Origin of the sequence: Variovorax sp. MSC1_012 (genome assembly GCF_023667525.1) — a bacterium.
Lineage (GTDB): Bacteria > Pseudomonadota > Gammaproteobacteria > Burkholderiales > Burkholderiaceae_C > Variovorax > Variovorax beijingensis_B.
On record NZ_CM174443.1, the window covers coordinates 2,763,849 to 2,780,063 of the forward strand.

Consider the following 16,215-nt stretch of genomic DNA (forward strand, 5'->3'; position numbering starts at 1 on the left):
CGTTTCCTGGTCGCTCAGCCAAGCAGGCGAGCCAAGGTGAGCAAGGCCAGCAGCACCATCCACATCACCACCGAACGCCATACCAGGCCCACCACGCTGCGCAGGTGGCCGGGCTCGGGCTCGCGGCCCGGCGTGCTGCCGCTGTCGGGCCGGCGGCCATCGGCCATCGAATCGCCGGCCTGCGCGCGCGGGAGGGGATCGGTGACCGGGATCGGGCTCAACGCGCCGCCGCCCAGGCGCACATTGACCGCGCCCGAGGTCGCGGCGAGGATCACGCCGTCGTTTTCGCTCGGAAAGCGCCGCGCATCGTTGCGCCAGCAGTCGATCGCCTCCTCGAAGCTGCCGACGACCGCAAAGCCCAATGCGGTGATGCGCGCAGGCAGCCAGTCGATCGCGTGCCAGGCGCTCTCCGCGGCCCGCTGCACCGAGACGCTCGAAGGCTGTACCGCCGCACCGTTCTTGTGGTGCCAGTAGCGCGAGACGAACTCGCTCATCCGATAGAACACCGCGCCGGCCGGCCCCAGGCCCAGGGCCGCCAGCACCGAGAACCAGGCCAGCACGCCGAACACATGGCGGTGCGCCGCAATCACCGAATGCTCGATCACGTGGCGGACGATTTCGCTGCGCGGCAGTTCGGCCGCATCCACGCCCTGCCAGTGTGCCAGCAGCGAGCGCGCGAGCGGCTCGTCGCCTTCGTCGAGCGCATCGCGGATGTCCGTGAAGTGGTGGCTGAACTGCCGGAAACCGAGCGTGACGTAGAGCACCGCAACGCTCCAGAGCACCGCGAACGGCAGCCCCAGCGTGAACACCAGCAGCAGGTGGATGCCCAGCGTCATCAGCGTGGGCATAAGCACCGCAAGGGCCCATGCGACCCATCCGTGGTGCGGCTTGCCTGCGTCGAAATTGCGGCTGGTCCAGCGCGTCCAGGCCAGCACGCCGGCGTACACCGGGTTGTGGGAGGCGAGCGGCCTCACCTGCTCGATCAGCAACGCACACAGGATGGCAAAGAAGCTCATCCTTCGATGATAGCGAGGGCGCCTGCACAGGCGCGGCGCGGGCCGAGGTCAGGCGCTGAGGAAACGATAGAGATTGCGCAGCATGCCCGCGGTGGCCCCCCAGACGAAGCGCTCTTCGGTGCCGTCCTGGTAGGGCATCGAATACCACTCGCGGCGGGTGCCGTCGGGCGCGGGCACCGTGTGGCGGCGGTGGTTGGCCGGATCCATGAGCCAGGCCAGCGGCACCTCGAAGGCCAGCGCCACTTCATAGGGATTGATGGAGAGCTCGAACCCAGGCTTCACCAGCGCGACCACCGGCGTCACGATGAACGAGGTGACGGTGGTGTAGGTCGGAAGGCTGCCAAGCACTTCGATGTACTGGGCCGAGAGCCCGACTTCTTCCCAGGCCTCGCGCAGTGCGGCCGCCGCGATGTTGGCGTCCTCGGGGTCGACGCGCCCGCCCGGAAACGCCACCTGCCCCGAATGGTTGGACAAATGCGCCGTGCGCTCGGTCAGCAGCACGGTGGCACCCCGCGGGCGCTGCACGATGGGCACCAGCACGGCCGCCTGCGCCGGGGCCCGGTCGGTCAGGCGCGGCTCGCGCCGCAATTCGGGCGTCCACTCGGGCGGCGCGGCAAAGCGCCTGCGCAGGGCTTCGGTGGTCAATTGCGTGCTTGCCACGGCAGGCAGGCCGTCGGGGCCGCCGACCACAGGCGCCTCGCGCGGGTCGAACGGCAGCAGCGTGGGCGGCACCACGGCATTGACGGGTTCGACGGGAGCGAATTGCATGGAGGCGGTGGAGTGGGTCAAGTGAGAGAGTTTCAGTGAAGGAGTAGAGCGTAAAAAAGCCGCGCTGTCTTTTTGCAAGAACCGTGCACGGCGCACAACGCAAAAAGCCGCCAGAGCGGCGGCTTTTTGCACGGCAGGAAGGCAGCTTACTTGGCGGCCGATGCTGCTTGCGACTTGCCCGGCAGCTTTTCCTTGATGCGTGCCGAACGGCCGCTGCGCTCGCGCAGGTAGTACAGCTTGGCGCGGCGGACATCGCCACGGCGCTTGACTTCGATGCCGGCGATCAGCGGGCTGTAGGTCTGGAACGTACGCTCCACGCCTTCGCCGCTGGAGATCTTGCGCACCGTGAAGCCGCTGTTGAGGCCGCGATTGCGCTTGGCGATCACAACGCCTTCGTAGGCCTGCACGCGCTTGCGGGTGCCTTCGACGACGCTCACGCTGACGATGACCGTGTCACCGGGCATGAAATCGGGGATCTTCTTGCCGAGGCGGGCGATTTCTTCCTGCTCGAGGGTTTCGATGAGGTTCATGATTTCCTGATATTCGATCGTGCTCGCGCTACACAAAAGGCGCCTTCGGTTTCATTGCTCTTTCATCGCTGAATGAAAGCAACAAGCCAGGCGCGGCCGGGCAGAGGATCGGGGAACCAGGGATTATAGCTTTTTTTTCAGGGCCGCCTCATCGGCCTTGCTCAGGCGGCCGGCGGCCCGCGCGGCGGCAATCAGGTCGGGCCGCCGGGCGGCCGTGATGGCCAGGCGCTGGTCGCGGCGCCAGCGCTCGATCTGCACGTGGTGCCCTGACAGCAGCGGCGCCGGCACGCCCTGCCCGTTCCATTGCTCCGGCCGGGTGTAGTGCGGGCAGTCGAGCAATCCGTCGAGCGAAGGATTGAAGCTGTCCTGCACATGGCTGGCCTCGTCACCCAGCACGCCGGGCTGCAGCCGCGCCACGGCATCGAGCAGCGCCATGGCCACGATCTCGCCGCCCGAAAGTACGAAGTCGCCGAGGCTGATCTGGTGCGTCACGCGCGTGTCGATGAAGCGTTGGTCGATGCCTTCGTAACGGCCGCAGACCAGCACCGCGCCCTCGCTGGCAGACCAGCGCTCGACCGCTTCGTGGCGCAAGCTTTCGCCGATGGGGGAGAACAGCACGACCGGCGCCTGGGAGCCTCGCGCAGCCAGCGCCGCATCGAGGCAGGCCGACAGCGGCTCGGCCATCATCACCATGCCGGGTCCGCCACCAAAGGGCCGGTCATCGACGCGCTTGTAGTTGCCCTGCGCGAAGTCGCGCGGGTTCCAGAGCACCACCTCGACCTGTTTCGACTCGTAGGCGCGGCGCGTCACGCCGCTGGCCATGAAGGGCGCGAACAGTTCGGGAAAGAGTGTGAGGACGTCGAAGCGCATGCGCGCGAGACCCCAATCAGAAATCGGGTTGCCAGTCGACCGTGATGAGCCGGCCGGCCAGGTCGACCTTGTCGACGAAGACCGAGACGAAAGGCACCATGCGCTCGATGGCCTTGCCGTCTTCCTCGGCGGCAAGCACCAGCGTGGTCTGCGGGCCGGTGGCGAGCAGCTCGCGCACCGTGCCAAGCGCCACGCCTTCGCGGTTGACCACCGCGAGACCGATCAGGTCGACCCAGTAGTACTCGTCCTCGCCGGCCGTCGGAAAGCTCGAGCGCGGTACGAACACGCGCGCGCCGCGAAGCGCCTCGGCCGCATTGCGGTCGGGCACGTCCTCGGAGGAGGCGACGATGCAGTCGGAATGTTCCTTGGCTTCGCGGATCGCGAGCCGGAAAGCTGCGGTTGCCGAGGCTCCGGGAGCCTGCAGGAACCAGCGCTTGGAAGAAAAAAGCGCCTCGGGCTGGGCGCTGTGGGGCAGGACCTTGAACCAGCCCTTGATGCCCCATGCATCGGCGATGCGTCCTACCTCGATCGCATCCGCCGGCAATTCGGCGGCTTCGAGTGCGGGCAGCATTGCCGTGCCGGACGGCTTAGGCCGCCGCCTTGGGAGCCGCTGCAGCGGCTTGCTTGATCAGGCGCAGGACCGTGGGCGAAGCTTGTGCGCCGACGCTCTTCCAGTAGGCCAGGCGGTCCTGGGCAATACGGATGCTTTCTTCGTTTTCCTTGGCGGTCGGGTTGTAGAAACCCAGGCGCTCGATGAAGCGGCCATCGCGGCGAACGCGCTTGTCCGACACGACGATGTTGAAGAACGGACGGCCTTTGGAGCCGCCGCGGGAAAGTCGAATGACGACCATGATTTATCCTTGGGTGGTGCAGCAAGCCCGTTTTTTGACAAGAGGCCCGCTCACAGTGTTCTTTCAACGTCGAGACACGCGACATGGCCACCCGGCCAGCGACACGCTGAAAAGCCTGCGATTATAGCCCGACCCGCGTTTTCTCCGAATTCCAGCGCTTGCCGCGCTCCTTTTGCCACCTGCATGACCCTCACTATCCGCCCCAGCCGCGACCAAGACATCGCGGCCATCACGGCCATCTACGCCCACCACGTGCTCAACGGCACCGGCACCTTCGAAACCGAAGCCCCCTCTGCCGCCGACATGGCCGCGCGGCGCGCCGACGTGCTCGGCAAGAACCTGCCCTACCTCGTTGCCGAAGAAGATGGCGAAGTGTTGGGTTTTGCCTACTGCAACTGGTTCAAGCCGCGCCCGGCCTATCGCTTTTCGGCCGAGGACTCGATCTACATGTCCGAAGCCGCACGCGGCAAGGGCCTGGGCGCCCGGCTGTTGGCTGCCCTCTCGCAGGCCGCCGAAGCGGCGGGCGTGCGCAAGCTGATCGCAGTCATCGGCGATTCGGCCAACGCCGGGTCAGTCGGCGTACACCGCAGCCAGGGCTTCACGCACGTGGGCGTTCTCAAGGACTGCGGCTGGAAGTTCGGCGAATGGCGCGACGTGGTCCTGATGGAAAAGGTGCTGGGCGCTGGCAGCACCACCAAACCCGAATGAAAAACAAGACCATTGCCGCGTGGCTCTCCTTCCTGGGCGGCCCGCTGGGCCTGCACCGCTTCTACCTGCGCGGCATGGGCGACTGGCTCGGCTGGCTGCTGCCCATTCCCACCGCGCTCGGTCTCTACGGCATCGAGCGCGCGCGCATGTACGGCCTGGACGACGGCTGGAGCTGGGTGCTGATTCCGTTCCTGGGCTTCACCATCGCGGGATGCGCGCTGACGGCGATCGTCTACGGCCTCATGACGCCCGAGAAGTGGAATGCCCGATTCAACGGTAGCGCGCCTTCGGACGCGGCGCCTGGCCGAACGAACTGGGCCACGATCGGCGCCGTGGTGCTGGCGCTCTTGTTCGGCACCACGGTGCTGATGGCCAGCATCGTGTTCAGCTTCCAGCGCTACTTCGAACACCAGGTCGAGGAAGGCCGCAAGATCTCCCAGTAGCCGTTGCGCGCGCCCGAAGGCTGCGCAGCCTCAGAAAATCTGCCAGCTGAACCAGTAGGCAATCGCCGCAACGAAGGCCGACGCCGGGATCGTGAAGATCCAGGCCCAGACGATGTTGCCCGCCACGCCCCAGCGCACGGCGCTGGCGCGCTGCGCCGACCCCACGCCGACGATGGCGCCGGTGATGGTGTGGGTGGTCGACACCGGAATGCCCAGCGCGGTGGCCAGGAACAGCGTGATCGCCCCACCCGTCTCCGCACAGAAGCCGCCCACGGGCTTGAGCTTGGTGATCTTCTGGCCCATGGTCTTCACGATGCGCCATCCGCCGAACATGGTGCCCAGCGCGATGGCGGCATAGCAGCTCACGATGACCCAGGTCGGCGGCGCCGCATCGCCGGCCGAGGCGTAGCCGGTGGCGATCAGCAGCATCCAGATGATGCCGATGGTCTTCTGCGCGTCGTTGCCGCCGTGGCCCAGGCTGTAGGCCCCGGCAGACACCAGTTGCAGCCGCCGGAACCAGCGGTCCACGCGCGAAGGCGTGGCGCGCCGGAAGCCCCAGGCCACCAGCACCATCATCATCGAGCCCAGCAGAAAGCCGAGAAACGGCGAAACGAAGATGAAGGCCACGGTCTTCCAGATGCCCGAAGCCACCAGGCCGCCGGTACCGGTCTTCGCGATCACGGCACCGACGATGCCGCCGATCAGTGCGTGTGACGAGCTGCTCGGGATGCCGTAGTACCAGGTCACGAGGTTCCAGCTGATGGCACCCACGAGCGCACCGAAGACCACGTGCACATCGACCACGCCGGGCTGGGCAATGCCCTTTCCGACCGTTGCCGCCACGCTCAGGTGGAAGATGAAAATCGCGATCAGGTTGAAGAAGGCCGCGAACAGAACGGCATGGCCCGGCTTGAGCACGCCGGTCGACACCACGGTCGCGATCGAGTTCGCCGCGTCGTGGAAGCCATTCATGAAGTCGAACAGGATCGCCAGCGCGACCAGAATCATCACCACCCAGAGGGCGACCTGAACCGTTGCCATCGATGGTTACCGTTCAGGAATTCTCGAGGACGATGCCCTCGATGACGTTGGCCACGTCCTCGCACTTGTCGGTGATCGTCTCGAGCAATTCGTAGATTGCCTTGAGCTTGATCACCTCGCGCACATCGGGCTCCTCGCGGAACAGCTTGCTCATGGCGCTGCGCATCACGCGGTCGGCATCCGACTCGAGGCGATCGATTTCCTCGCAGGTCTTGAGCGTGGCCTCGGCCACCGCCGGGTCGGCGATCTTGCCGAGGAACTTGACGGCGTCCTTGAGGCGGTCGCAGCACTTCACGCTCAGGGCGGTGAGGCGCACGATCTCGTCGGTCATGTGGCGCACGTCGTACAGCGCCATGGTCTCGGCCGAGTCCTGGATCAGGTCGGCCACGTCGTCCATCGTGTTGATGAGCTTGTGGATCTGCTCGCGGTCGATCGGCGTGATGAAGGTCTTGTGGATCAGCCGGTTGACGTCGTGCGTGACGCGGTCGGCCGCACGCTCGGCATTGTCGACGTCGCGGTTGTACTGCTCGCGCAGGTGCACGTCGCTGTAGTTGGCCACGAGTTGCTCGAACGCCCGCGCCGCTTCGACGATGCGCTCGGCGTGCTGGTTGAACATCTCGAAAAAATTCCCCTCGCGGGGCAGCAGCTTGCCGAACATGGCGCTCTCCTGGGTTCGCGGCTGCCACAGATGTGTGACAACGTCATGAAAAACCGCGCAAGTGTAATGGGCCGAGCAAAGCCGCCCGGCCGACGGGGTTCACCGCCCCGCCTGCTCAGTCGCGAATCCGCTCGATGACCTGCGAGGAAACGCGGGCAAGCGCCGCGCGCGGCACCTTGTCGGGCGCGATCTCGGCGAGCGGCTTCAGCACGAAGGCGCGGTCGCGCATGCGCGGGTGCGGCAAGGCCAGCGCGGGCGTGTCCTTGATCGCGTTGCCGTGCATCAGCAGGTCGAGGTCGAGCGTGCGCGGTGCATTGGGAAAAGGCCGTTCGCGGCCGGCCTGCTCCTCGAGCAGATGCAGTTCGGCCAGGAAGGCCTCGGCCGTGAGCCCGGTCCGCACAGCCACCACGGCATTGATGAAATCGGGCCCGGTCGCATCGACCGGCGCGCTGCGGTAGAGCGACGAGCGCGCCGTCACCACGGTGCGCTCGATGGTCCCGATGGCGTCCATGGCCGCCGTCACGGCGGCCTGGGCGTCGCCGAGGTTCGCTCCGATGGCGACGAAGGCCTGCACGGTCGGATAGTCCTCGCGCGTGCGGCGGGCGGGTGCACCCGCGGACCCCGCCTTGCCCGCGCGCCGAGCGGGCGCCGGTCCGCTGCTCTTCGGCTTCGGCGAAGGGCCGCCGCGCGATGGTGGCCGGCCCTGGCCGCCGCCGCTCTTGCCGTCCTTCGGCCGGTTCGGTGCGCTCATTCGGCTGCGGCGCTCCCGCCGCCCTCGCCGCCACCATCACCACCACCTCCGGTGCGCGGCTTGCGGCGACGGCGGCGCTTGCGCGGCGCGGCCGGCTCGCCATCGGGCGGCACGGCGCCGGCCTCGACTTCGACTTCCTCGGCCTCGTCGTCCTGCCGCGCGTCGGCATCGGGCTGGCGCTGGCGCGCCGCCGGTTCGCCGCGGGAGGGCTTGGGCGCCACCGGGTCGCGCGTTCGCACGCGCTGGCGGGTCTTCTGCTCGTCGCGCACCTGCTCCAGCAGGTCTTGCTGGCGCAGGTCGTCGGCGGTGCTGAATTCCTGCCACCACTCGGCAATGGCCTCGCTGACCTCGCCCACGTCGGCGCGCAGCCGCATGAAGTCGAAGGCGGCGCGGAACCGCGCCTGGTCGACCAGGCTGTAGGGGGTGGAGCCGGTGCGCTTGTCGAAGCGCGGCTGCATCATCCAGATCTCGCGCATGTCGGCAGCGAGCTTGCCGCGGCCCGAGACGTCGCCGATGCGTGCGTTGAACACGTCGTCGATCGCGTCCTGCAGCGCCGGGAACGGCGGCTGCGGGCGCTGGCCATGCCGGCCCTCGACGCGCTGGGCCCAGCCGTCGCGCACGTCGGCCCACAACACGCAGGCCAGGAGAAAGCTCGGCGCCACGGGCTTGCCTTCGCCGACTCGGCGATCGGTGTCCTGCAGCGCCGCCTTCACGAACGGCGAGTCGGCGCGCTCCACCACCACGTCGAGCAGCGGATAGATGCCCGTGACCAGGCCCAGCTTGCGCAGTTGCTCGACGGTGGCAATGGCATGGCCGGTCTGCAGCAGCTTGAGCATTTCGTCGAACAGGCGGCTCTGCGGCACGTCGGCCAGCAGCTTGCTCGATTCGACCAGCGGCGCGGCCGTCTTGGCTTCCATCTTGAAGCCGAGCGCCGCAAGCTTGGCCGAGAAGCGGATCGCCCGGATGATGCGCACCGGGTCTTCGCGGTAGCGCGTGGCCGGGTCGCCGATCATGCGCAGCGTGAGCTTCTGGGCGTCGCGGATGCCGTTGTGATAGTCGACCACGACCTGGTTGGCCGGGTCGTAGTACATGGCGTTCACGGTGAAGTCGCGGCGCGCCGCGTCTTCCTCCTGCGGGCCCCAGACGTTGTCGCGCAGCACGCGGCCGCTGGCGTCCACCGCATGCTTCATGCTCGCGAGCTCGCCCTTGCTGGTGCGCTCGTTGCCGGCCACCTGCTCGGCGGCGGCGTTGTCCATGTAGGCGCGGAAGGTCGAGACCTCGATCACCTCGTGCTCGCGGCCGCGGCCGTACACCACGTGCACGATGCGAAAGCGCCGCCCGATGATGAAGGCGCGCCTGAAGAGCGACTTGACCTGCTCGGGCGTGGCGTTGGTGGCCACGTCGAAGTCCTTGGGACGCAGCCCCAGCAGCAGGTCGCGCACCGCGCCGCCCACCACGTAGGCCTCGTAGCCGGCCTGCTGGAGCGTGGTGACGACGTTCCTGGCACGTTCGTCGACCAGGGCTGGATCGATCTTGTGAACCTCTGCCGGCACCTCCTGGCGCTTGCCGAAGCGGCTCTTGCCCTGTGCGCCGCCGGCCGATTTGCCGAGCAGCTTGTCGATGAATTTCTTGATCATTGTTGGTTGAAGCTCTTCTCTATTCGTTTTCGAGCATGGATCGGATCAGCGGGATCGTGATCGCGCGCTGCGTCTGCAGGGCATAGCCGTCGAGCTGCGTGAGCAGTTCCATCAGGCTGCCCAGGTCGCGGCTGAAGCGGTGAAGCATGTAGTCGAGCACCTCGTCCGACAGCATGACGCCGCGCGTGTCGGCGGCCTGGCGCAGCACCGCGCGGCGTTCGCTTTCGCTCAGCACCTGCAGGTGGAACACATGGCCCCAGCCCAGCCGGGTGCGAAGGTCCTCGCGCAGCGGCAGGTCGGCCGGCGGCAGCGCGCCCGCGGCCACCACGCCGCGCTGCAGCGTCTGCGCGTTGACGAACCAGTTGAAGGCCGCGTGCTGCTGCACGGCGGTGTAGAGGTGCACGTCGTCGAGCAGCACGGCGCCCCAGCGCTCGTCGAACTCGGGCGGCTCCAGCAGGCCGGCATGCAGCCAGCCCACGCTCGCGCCCTGCTCGCGCAGTGCGACACGCACCGATTCGAGCAGATGGGTCTTGCCGCTGCCGCTTTCGCCCCACAGGTAGGTGGGTACGGGAGAGTGGGGCACGGCGCTGCCGGCACCGCCCACCCACAGTTGCAGGTGCCGCAGCGCCGCCTCGTTCGGGCCGGCAAAAAAAGCGTCGAAGCTGGGGCCCGTCGCAATGCCGATATCGAGCGCGAGCTGTTTCATCCCGGGAAGGTTCATGGAGGGGGCCCGGAGGGCCCTTAAAATCGTGAGGAATTCTATCGGCCCGGCCGCTTCGGTCGCCGGCGCCTCCACCTTCCCGCCCTTCTCGACACCGTCCGACCATGACTTCCCCTACGCCCACCCCGCTCAGCTACAAGGATGCAGGTGTCGATATCGATGCCGGCGACGCACTGGTCGACCGCATCAAGCCGCTCGCCAAGAAGACCCTGCGCGAAGGAGTGCTGGCCGGCATCGGCGGCTTCGGCGCGCTGTTCGAGGTGCCCAAGCGCTACAAGGAGCCGGTGCTGGTGAGCGGCACCGACGGCGTGGGCACGAAGCTCAAGCTGGCTTTCGAATGGAACATGCACGACACGGTCGGCATCGACCTGGTGGCCATGAGCGTCAACGACGTGCTGGTGCAGGGCGCCGAACCGCTCTTCTTTCTCGACTATTTCGCCTGCGGCAAGCTCGACGTGGACACGGCCGCGGCCGTGATCGGCGGCATCGCCCGCGGCTGCGAGATTTCCGGCTGCGCGCTGATCGGCGGCGAAACCGCCGAAATGCCCGGCATGTACCCCGCCGGCGAGTACGACCTGGCGGGCTTCGCGGTCGGCGCGGTCGAAAAGGCGAAGATCCTCACGGGCCAGAACGTGAAGCCCGGCGACGTGGTGCTGGGCCTGGCCTCGGCCGGCGTGCATTCCAACGGCTTCAGCCTGGTGCGCAAGGTGATCGAACGCGCAGGGGCCGATCTGCCCGCCACGCTCGACGGCAAGCCGTTCCGCGAAGCCGTGATGGAACCCACCCACCTCTACGTGAAGCCGGTGCTCGAGGCGCTGGCCAAGCACCCGATCAAGGCGCTGGCCCACATCACGGGCGGCGGCCTGCTCGAGAATATTCCGCGCGTGCTGCCCGAAGGCACGGCCGCCCACCTCAAGAAGGGCAGCTGGCCGCAGACCGAGCTCTTCGCCTGGCTGCAGAAAGTGGCCGGCATCGACGACATCGAGATGAACCGCACCTTCAACAACGGCATCGGCATGGTGGTGGTGATCGACGCGGCCGAAGCCGCAGCCTGCGCCGCCACGCTGCGCACAGGGGGCGAATCGGTGTTCGAGATCGGCACCATCGCCGAGCGCGGCGCGGGCGCCGCCGTCGTGGTTGGCTGATCTCCTCGCTCCGAGGCTCGCAAGCGCAGCACCCGGACCCTGATGGCCAAACCCTCCCTCGCCACCTTCGAAACCAAGCCCCAGGCCGCCTCGCGCAACGTGGTGCTGGCCAGCTACCTGCTGATGCCGGCCGCGCTGCTGCTGGTGATGTGGCAGCACCTGCTGCCCGGCCTCCTGTGCGTGTGCATCGGCTTCCTGGCCACGCGCCGGTTCGCGCGCCTGATCGGCGCCGGCCTGGCACGGCTCGCGCTGCCGCCAATGCGAGCCGACGTCCTGGCCCGGGTGCTGGCGGTCACGCTGGTGCTGCTGGCACCCATCGCGCTGATCTCCCTGGGCCTGTCGCAGGCGCGCGAGTACATCCTCGACGCGCCCGACCAGTACCGCGAGCTGCTCGACTACACGGCGCGCACGGTGCTCGAACTGCGGCTCAAGCTCCCGCCCGAAATCGCGGTCTACCTGCCCGAAGGCGCGGCCGAAGTGCAGCGCGTGGTGGCCAACTACCTGCGCGCGCAGGCCGGTTCGCTGGCCTTGGCCGGACGGGCATGGCTCGGCGGCCTGCTGTTTGCCTACGTGGGGCTCATCGTGGGCGGACTGGCGGCCATCGCACCCTCGCCGCTGCAGCGCCGGCCGCTCGCGGCGCAGCTGCACCGGCGCATCGCCATCTTCGGCGAAGCCTTCGGCCAGATCGTGGCCGCGCAGTTCTGGATCGCCGCCTTCAACACGCTGCTGACTGCCATCTTCCTGCTGTTCCTGATGCCGCTCTGGGGCCCTCACCTGCCCTACACGCCGGCCCTGATCACGCTGACCTTCGTGGCGGGCCTGGTGCCCATCGTCGGCAACCTGGTCTGCAACTCGGTGATCACGCTGGTGGCGCTGTCGGTGTCGCCCGTGACGGCGCTGGCCTGCCTGGCGTTCCTGATCATCATCCACAAGGCCGAATACGTGATCAACGCCAAGGTCGTCGGCAGCCGCACGCAGATGCGGGTGTGGGAGCTGCTGGCGGTGATGTTCGTGGCCGAGGCGGTGTTCGGCCCGGCCGGACTGGTGGCGGCGCCGCTTTTCTACGCGTACCTCAAGAAAGAGCTGCAGGCCGCGGGCCTGGTCTAGGACCCGTTGACAGGCCCTGTGTCCTGATTTGATCGGTTCTGGTCCGCTTCGGCGCGGACCGCGCCCTGGCGGCGCAGAAGAATAGGCCGCATCATCCACTCCGCCCTTTCGAGCCCACGCCATGAAATCCTGTCTGATTGTGATCGATGCGCAGGAATCGTTCCGCCAGCGCGCGTACTGGTCCGAACACGTCGCGCAGCCCTATTTCGCCGCCCAGAACGCGCTGATCGAGGGCTGCCTGGCCGCCGGCCTTCCGATCGTGCGCGTCTTCCACGTCGACGGTCCCGCCACCGCAAGCCATCCCTTCGCGGTCGAGTCGGGCCTCGTGCGGCCGATCGAAGGCCTGGCGCCTTTCGAGGCCGCAGCCACCTTCACCAAGCACCGCCACAGCGCGCTGGTCAACAGCGGGCTCGACATCTGGCTCACGCAGCAGGGCATCGGCCGGCTGATCGTGAGCGGCATCCGCACCGAGCAATGCTGCGAAACCACCGCGCGCCACGCCTCGGACCTGGGCTGGGAGGTCGACTACGTGACCGACGCCACGCTGACCTTCGACATGCTGCAGCCCAACGGCCAGCCGCTTGCGGCGGCCGACATCAAGGCGCGCACGGCGGCCGTGCTGGACGGCCGGTTCGCCACCGTCTGCAGCGTGGCGCAGGCGCTGCAGCGCGCCGGCACACGCCAGATGGACGACGCATGGACCTCCAGCAGCAGCCCATCCGCGTAGTGTTCGTGCTGCTGCCGGGCAGCCTGGTGCTCGACTGGGCCGGCCCGGCCGAGGCGCTGCGCATCGCGAACCAGCGGCTGCGTGCGGCGGGCCAGCCCGAGCGCTTCGAGATCGAATTCGCCAGCCCGCGGCCCACGTCGATCGGATCGGTCGGCGTTGCGCTCGCCAACCTCGCGCCCTTGCCGACGCAATGGCATGGCCCGGCCTGGGTCGTGCTGGTCGGGCTGCCCGGAGACGCCATCCCGATCGACAACGCCGAGACGCAGGAGCTGCTGCATTGGCTGCGCGGCCAGCGCTTCGAACGCGGCCGGCTCGAACTGGTCACGGTCTGCGCCGGCGCGTTGCTGGCCGCCCATGCCGGCGCGCTCTCCGGCCGGCGCGCCACCACGCACCACCACCACCTCGACGAACTGCGATCGGTGGAGCCGCGCTGCGAGGTGGTCGCCAACCGTGTGTTCGTGATCGATCCGCCGGTGTACAGCAGCGCCGGCGTCACCACGGGCATCGACCTGGTGCTGCACCGCATCGCCGACGTGTGCGGCGAAGCGCTGGCCGCCCAGGTGGCGCAGACGATGGTGGTGGCGCAGCGGCGCGGTCCGCACGATCCGGAGTTGTCGCCCTTCCTGGCCTACCGCAACCACCTGCACGCCGCACTGCACCGCGTGCAGGACGCCGTCAGCGAGCAGCCGCAGGCCGACTGGAACGTGCCGCGGATGGCCGAAGTGGCCCACACCTCGGCGCGGCACCTGACGCGGCTGTTCGTCGAGCATGCGGGCGTGGCGCCGCTGGCCTACCTGCGGCGGCTGCGGCTGGCGGCCGCGCAGCTTGCACTGGCTTCGGGCGCGAGCGTGACGCGGGCGGCGGAAATCTCGGGCTTCGGCTCGGACACGCAACTGCGGCGCGCCTGGCATCAGTTCGGATTGCCTGGCTCGCCCTCGGCTTCGGCGTCGAAGGCGTAGCGGCTGCTGGCTCCCGCGAGGAGTTCAGCCCTGCACAGCCGCGCAGGCCCGTGCGCGCGCCAGCAACAGGGTCCGCTCGCGCGTGTTGCGCGTGAGCGAGGCGGCGCGGTCGAATTCCCTCCGCGCCTCGTCGCGGCGGCCGAGCTTCAAGAGCAGGTCGCCACGCACCGCCGGCAGCAGGTGATAGTCCTGCAAGGCCGGCTCGCCGACGAGCGTGTCCACCACTTCGAGTCCCGCGGCCGGCCCGAATGCCATCGAGAGCGCCACCGCGCGGTTCAATTCGACGATGGGCGACGGCGACAGCTCGGCCAGCGCGTCGTATAGCGCGGCGATGCGCGGCCAGTCGGTGTCTTCTGCCGTGCGCGCACGGCCGTGGCAAGCGGCAATGGCCGCCTGCAGCGCATAGGGGCCGAAGGTGCCGCCGAGCGCCTCGGCACGCGCCAGCGCCGCCAGGCCGCGGCGGATCAGCATGTGGTCCCAGCGCGCGCGGTTCTGCTCGAGCAGCAGCACCGGCTCGCCCGAGGCGCCCACGCGCGCGGCCGTGCGCGAGGCCTGGATTTCCATCAGCGCCACCAGGCCGTGCACTTCCGATGCATCGGGCATGAGCTCGGCCACGATGCGGCCCAGGCGCATGGCTTCCTCGCACAGCGCGGGACGCATCCAGTCGTCGCCGGCGGTGGCCGAGTAGCCTTCGTTGAAGATCAGGTAGAGCACCTCGAGCACCGAGGCGAGGCGAGCCTCGAGTTCATGCCGGCGCGGCACTTCGAAGGGCACGCGCGCTTCGAGCAGCGTGCGCTTGGCACGCACGATGCGCTGCGCCACGGTGGCTTCGGGCACGAGAAAGGCCCGGGCGATTTCGTCAGTGCCGAGGCCGCCCATCAGGCGCAGCGTGAGCGCCACGCGCGCCTCGGTCGAGAGCACCGGGTGGCAGGCAGTGAACACCAGCCGCAGCAGGTCGTCGCCGATGTCGTCGTCGATGGCCGCATCGACCGCTTCGGCGAAATCTGCCTGGGCGATCTCATGCTGCGCATCGAGTTCGCGGCCGATCTCGGGCGCCTTGTGCTCGGCCAGCTGCCGGTGGCGCAGCCGGTCGAGCGCGCGGCGCTTGGCCACGGCCGTGAGCCAGGCGGCGGGGTTGTCGGGCACGCCTTTGGCGGGCCATTGCTCGAGGGCCGACACCAGCGCGTCGTGCGCCAGTTCCTCGGCCAGGCCCACGTCGCGCACCATGCGCGCGACGGTCGCAATGATCCTGGCGGATTCGATGCGCCATACCGCCTCGATGCTGCGGTGGACGGCGGCCTCGCCGCCGCCGTCACCGCGGCCCTCGGAAGCACCCATGGCTTAGGTCTTCTTGACCGCCTGCATCGACGCGAATTCGGTGGTCAGCGCCTGCACGTCGGGCGGGTAGTCGGCAATTTCCTGGATCTGGCGGACCTCGATGACCTCGTTCTCGCTGCCGGGGCAGCGCGTGGCCCATTCGATGGCGTCGGCGCGCGAGGGCACGTCGATGATCCAGTAACCGCCGAGCACTTCCTTGGCTTCGGCGAAGGGGCCGTCGACCACCTTGGGCTTGCGGCCCGGAAAGCTCACGCGCGCACCCATCGAGGGCGGATGCAGGCCGTCGCAGCTGATCAGCACGCCGGCCTTCTGCATCGACTCGTTGTAGGCCATCATGGCCGCCACCGCATCGACGTCGTCGGGAATGGTGCCGGGCGCGGCGGTCTCGTAGCCGTGGGGAATCATCAGCAGCATGAATCGCATGGTGGTCTCCTTCTCTTCAAGGGGCTTGTCAGCTGCCGGCCTTGGCCAGGGCCTCGGCGCGCAGGCGCTCTTCCTGCGCCAGCAGCTCGGGCGTCATCGAGTCGCCGAAATCGGAGGCTTCGAACACCTGGCGGATCTCGATCTCGCCCTCCTGGAACGGGCTGCGCTTGATCCACTCGATGGCTTCCTCCTTCGACTTGACCTGCAGCAGCCAGAAGCCCGCGAGCAGTTCCTTCGTTTCGGCAAAGGGACCGTCGATCACGGTGCGCTTCTGCCCTTCGCAGCGCACGCGCGCGCCCCTGGAAGACGGATGCAGCCCCTCTCCCGCCAGCAGCACGCCGGCCTTGACCAGTTCCTCGTTGAACTTGCCCATGGCGGTGAGCACTTCGGTGCTCGGCATCACGCCGGCTTCGGAATCCTTGTTGGCCTTGACCAGAACCATGAATCGCATGTCGTTTCTCCTGAAGGTTGATGAAATCGGGAGGCACTGAAACCGCGCGCTCCTGTTCACACGTCGCACGA

Annotated in this window: 20 protein-coding genes; 6 read left to right on the plus strand and 14 right to left on the minus strand. The window is 68.2% G+C overall.

Going from position 1 to position 16,215, the window contains the following annotated elements; translation table 11 throughout:
* Positions 1-14: 14 nt before the first annotated feature.
* The 6 genes from L1081_RS13125 to rpsP form a co-directional block, all read right to left on the minus strand.
* On the minus strand, positions 15-1,016 hold the full coding sequence (locus tag L1081_RS13125; RefSeq protein ID WP_489412611.1) for a CobD/CbiB family protein: 1,002 nt from the start codon (positions 1,014-1,016) through the stop codon (positions 15-17).
* Between the two features lie 48 nt (positions 1,017-1,064).
* The gene (locus tag L1081_RS13130) at positions 1,065-1,784 is read right to left on the minus strand and encodes a CoA pyrophosphatase (RefSeq protein WP_489412612.1); all 720 of its coding nucleotides are present in this window, start codon (positions 1,782-1,784) and stop codon (positions 1,065-1,067) included.
* A gap of 146 nt (positions 1,785-1,930) precedes the next feature.
* The gene (rplS, locus tag L1081_RS13135) at positions 1,931-2,314 is read right to left on the minus strand and encodes a 50S ribosomal protein L19 (RefSeq protein ID WP_018903298.1); all 384 of its coding nucleotides are present in this window, start codon (positions 2,312-2,314) and stop codon (positions 1,931-1,933) included.
* Positions 2,315-2,437: 123 nt separating this feature from the next.
* Positions 2,438-3,184 carry a tRNA (guanosine(37)-N1)-methyltransferase TrmD gene (gene trmD / locus L1081_RS13140; RefSeq protein WP_489412613.1) on the minus strand — a complete coding sequence of 249 codons (747 nt, stop codon included), beginning with the start codon at positions 3,182-3,184 and terminating at the stop codon, positions 2,438-2,440.
* Between the two features lie 16 nt (positions 3,185-3,200).
* Entirely contained in the window at positions 3,201-3,755 is a 555-nt protein-coding gene (gene rimM / locus L1081_RS13145; RefSeq protein WP_489412614.1) for a ribosome maturation factor RimM, read from the minus strand.
* Between the two features lie 16 nt (positions 3,756-3,771).
* Complete coding sequence (gene rpsP / locus L1081_RS13150) at positions 3,772-4,035, minus strand: 30S ribosomal protein S16 (protein WP_007831311.1); 264 nt, start codon at positions 4,033-4,035, stop codon at positions 3,772-3,774.
* A 183-nt stretch (positions 4,036-4,218) separates the two neighbouring features.
* Between rpsP and L1081_RS13155 the strand changes: the two genes are divergently transcribed.
* Both L1081_RS13155 and L1081_RS13160 read left to right on the plus strand, forming a co-directional pair.
* Positions 4,219-4,743, plus strand: a complete 525-nt coding sequence (locus L1081_RS13155; protein ID WP_489412615.1) for a GNAT family N-acetyltransferase — start codon at positions 4,219-4,221, stop codon at positions 4,741-4,743.
* Positions 4,740-5,186 (plus strand): NINE protein, encoded by a 447-nt coding sequence (locus tag L1081_RS13160; RefSeq protein ID WP_489412616.1) that lies wholly within the window; start codon positions 4,740-4,742, stop codon positions 5,184-5,186. The genes L1081_RS13155 and L1081_RS13160 overlap by 4 nt, the downstream gene beginning before the upstream one ends.
* A gap of 30 nt (positions 5,187-5,216) precedes the next feature.
* Here the strand turns inward: L1081_RS13160 and L1081_RS13165 are convergent, their stop codons facing one another.
* From L1081_RS13165 to hda, 5 genes are all read right to left on the minus strand, one after another.
* Entirely contained in the window at positions 5,217-6,227 is a 1,011-nt protein-coding gene (locus L1081_RS13165; RefSeq protein WP_319430716.1) for an inorganic phosphate transporter, read from the minus strand.
* Positions 6,228-6,240: 13 nt separating this feature from the next.
* Positions 6,241-6,885 (minus strand): DUF47 domain-containing protein, encoded by a 645-nt coding sequence (locus tag L1081_RS13170; RefSeq protein WP_012746613.1) that lies wholly within the window; start codon positions 6,883-6,885, stop codon positions 6,241-6,243.
* Between the two features lie 115 nt (positions 6,886-7,000).
* Positions 7,001-7,636 (minus strand): 2-amino-4-hydroxy-6-hydroxymethyldihydropteridine diphosphokinase, encoded by a 636-nt coding sequence (gene folK / locus L1081_RS13175; protein WP_489412617.1) that lies wholly within the window; start codon positions 7,634-7,636, stop codon positions 7,001-7,003.
* On the minus strand, positions 7,633-9,273 hold the full coding sequence (gene pcnB, locus L1081_RS13180; protein ID WP_489412618.1) for a polynucleotide adenylyltransferase PcnB: 1,641 nt from the start codon (positions 9,271-9,273) through the stop codon (positions 7,633-7,635). The genes folK and pcnB overlap by 4 nt, the downstream gene beginning before the upstream one ends.
* A 19-nt stretch (positions 9,274-9,292) precedes the next feature.
* A complete protein-coding gene (hda, locus tag L1081_RS13185) occupies positions 9,293-9,979 on the minus strand; it encodes a DnaA regulatory inactivator Hda (protein ID WP_489412619.1) in 687 nt (228 codons plus the stop codon).
* Between the two features lie 119 nt (positions 9,980-10,098).
* On the opposite strand from hda, the gene purM reads away from it, so the two are divergent.
* The 4 genes from purM (at position 10,099) to L1081_RS13205 (ending at position 13,932) form a co-directional block, all read left to right on the plus strand.
* Complete coding sequence (gene purM / locus L1081_RS13190; RefSeq protein WP_489412620.1) at positions 10,099-11,139, plus strand: phosphoribosylformylglycinamidine cyclo-ligase; 1,041 nt, start codon at positions 10,099-10,101, stop codon at positions 11,137-11,139.
* 42 nt (positions 11,140-11,181) lie between these two features.
* Entirely contained in the window at positions 11,182-12,246 is a 1,065-nt protein-coding gene (locus tag L1081_RS13195) for an AI-2E family transporter (RefSeq protein WP_489412621.1), read from the plus strand.
* A gap of 121 nt (positions 12,247-12,367) precedes the next feature.
* A complete protein-coding gene (locus L1081_RS13200; protein WP_489412622.1) occupies positions 12,368-12,973 on the plus strand; it encodes an isochorismatase family protein in 606 nt (201 codons plus the stop codon).
* Positions 12,943-13,932: a helix-turn-helix domain-containing protein gene (locus tag L1081_RS13205; protein WP_489412623.1), complete on the plus strand. Its 990-nt coding sequence runs from the start codon at positions 12,943-12,945 to the stop codon at positions 13,930-13,932. The genes L1081_RS13200 and L1081_RS13205 overlap by 31 nt, the downstream gene beginning before the upstream one ends.
* A gap of 24 nt (positions 13,933-13,956) precedes the next feature.
* On the opposite strand, the gene L1081_RS13210 is transcribed toward L1081_RS13205, so the two are convergent.
* The 3 genes from L1081_RS13210 to L1081_RS13220 are packed head-to-tail and all read right to left on the minus strand — an operon-like array spanning position 13,957 to position 16,144.
* On the minus strand, positions 13,957-15,270 hold the full coding sequence (locus tag L1081_RS13210) for a DUF6596 domain-containing protein (protein WP_489412624.1): 1,314 nt from the start codon (positions 15,268-15,270) through the stop codon (positions 13,957-13,959).
* A 3-nt stretch (positions 15,271-15,273) separates the two neighbouring features.
* Positions 15,274-15,693 (minus strand): YciI family protein, encoded by a 420-nt coding sequence (locus L1081_RS13215; protein ID WP_307654747.1) that lies wholly within the window; start codon positions 15,691-15,693, stop codon positions 15,274-15,276.
* A gap of 28 nt (positions 15,694-15,721) precedes the next feature.
* The gene (locus L1081_RS13220; RefSeq protein WP_489412625.1) at positions 15,722-16,144 is read right to left on the minus strand and encodes a YciI family protein; all 423 of its coding nucleotides are present in this window, start codon (positions 16,142-16,144) and stop codon (positions 15,722-15,724) included.
* Positions 16,145-16,215 lie beyond the last annotated feature (71 nt).

What these genes read in the sequence shown, in the direction of transcription:
- L1081_RS13125 (WP_489412611.1), bottom strand. Translation starts at nt 1,016, where the DNA reads ATGAGCTTCTTTGCCATCCTGTGTGCGTTGCTGATCGAGCAGGTGAGG.
- L1081_RS13130 (WP_489412612.1), bottom strand. Translation starts at nt 1,784, where the DNA reads ATGCAATTCGCTCCCGTCGAACCCGTCAATGCCGTGGTGCCGCCCACG.
- rplS (WP_018903298.1), bottom strand. Translation starts at nt 2,314, where the DNA reads ATGAACCTCATCGAAACCCTCGAGCAGGAAGAAATCGCCCGCCTCGGC.
- trmD (WP_489412613.1), bottom strand. Translation starts at nt 3,184, where the DNA reads ATGCGCTTCGACGTCCTCACACTCTTTCCCGAACTGTTCGCGCCCTTC.
- rimM (WP_489412614.1), bottom strand. Translation starts at nt 3,755, where the DNA reads ATGCTGCCCGCACTCGAAGCCGCCGAATTGCCGGCGGATGCGATCGAG.
- rpsP (WP_007831311.1), bottom strand. Translation starts at nt 4,035, where the DNA reads ATGGTCGTCATTCGACTTTCCCGCGGCGGCTCCAAAGGCCGTCCGTTC.
- L1081_RS13155 (WP_489412615.1), top strand. Translation starts at nt 4,219, where the DNA reads ATGACCCTCACTATCCGCCCCAGCCGCGACCAAGACATCGCGGCCATC.
- L1081_RS13160 (WP_489412616.1), top strand. Translation starts at nt 4,740, where the DNA reads ATGAAAAACAAGACCATTGCCGCGTGGCTCTCCTTCCTGGGCGGCCCG.
- L1081_RS13165 (WP_319430716.1), bottom strand. Translation starts at nt 6,227, where the DNA reads ATGGCAACGGTTCAGGTCGCCCTCTGGGTGGTGATGATTCTGGTCGCG.
- L1081_RS13170 (WP_012746613.1), bottom strand. Translation starts at nt 6,885, where the DNA reads ATGTTCGGCAAGCTGCTGCCCCGCGAGGGGAATTTTTTCGAGATGTTC.
- folK (WP_489412617.1), bottom strand. Translation starts at nt 7,636, where the DNA reads ATGAGCGCACCGAACCGGCCGAAGGACGGCAAGAGCGGCGGCGGCCAG.
- pcnB (WP_489412618.1), bottom strand. Translation starts at nt 9,273, where the DNA reads ATGATCAAGAAATTCATCGACAAGCTGCTCGGCAAATCGGCCGGCGGC.
- hda (WP_489412619.1), bottom strand. Translation starts at nt 9,979, where the DNA reads ATGAAACAGCTCGCGCTCGATATCGGCATTGCGACGGGCCCCAGCTTC.
- purM (WP_489412620.1), top strand. Translation starts at nt 10,099, where the DNA reads ATGACTTCCCCTACGCCCACCCCGCTCAGCTACAAGGATGCAGGTGTC.
- L1081_RS13195 (WP_489412621.1), top strand. Translation starts at nt 11,182, where the DNA reads ATGGCCAAACCCTCCCTCGCCACCTTCGAAACCAAGCCCCAGGCCGCC.
- L1081_RS13200 (WP_489412622.1), top strand. Translation starts at nt 12,368, where the DNA reads ATGAAATCCTGTCTGATTGTGATCGATGCGCAGGAATCGTTCCGCCAG.
- L1081_RS13205 (WP_489412623.1), top strand. Translation starts at nt 12,943, where the DNA reads ATGGACCTCCAGCAGCAGCCCATCCGCGTAGTGTTCGTGCTGCTGCCG.
- L1081_RS13210 (WP_489412624.1), bottom strand. Translation starts at nt 15,270, where the DNA reads ATGGGTGCTTCCGAGGGCCGCGGTGACGGCGGCGGCGAGGCCGCCGTC.
- L1081_RS13215 (WP_307654747.1), bottom strand. Translation starts at nt 15,693, where the DNA reads ATGCGATTCATGCTGCTGATGATTCCCCACGGCTACGAGACCGCCGCG.
- L1081_RS13220 (WP_489412625.1), bottom strand. Translation starts at nt 16,144, where the DNA reads ATGCGATTCATGGTTCTGGTCAAGGCCAACAAGGATTCCGAAGCCGGC.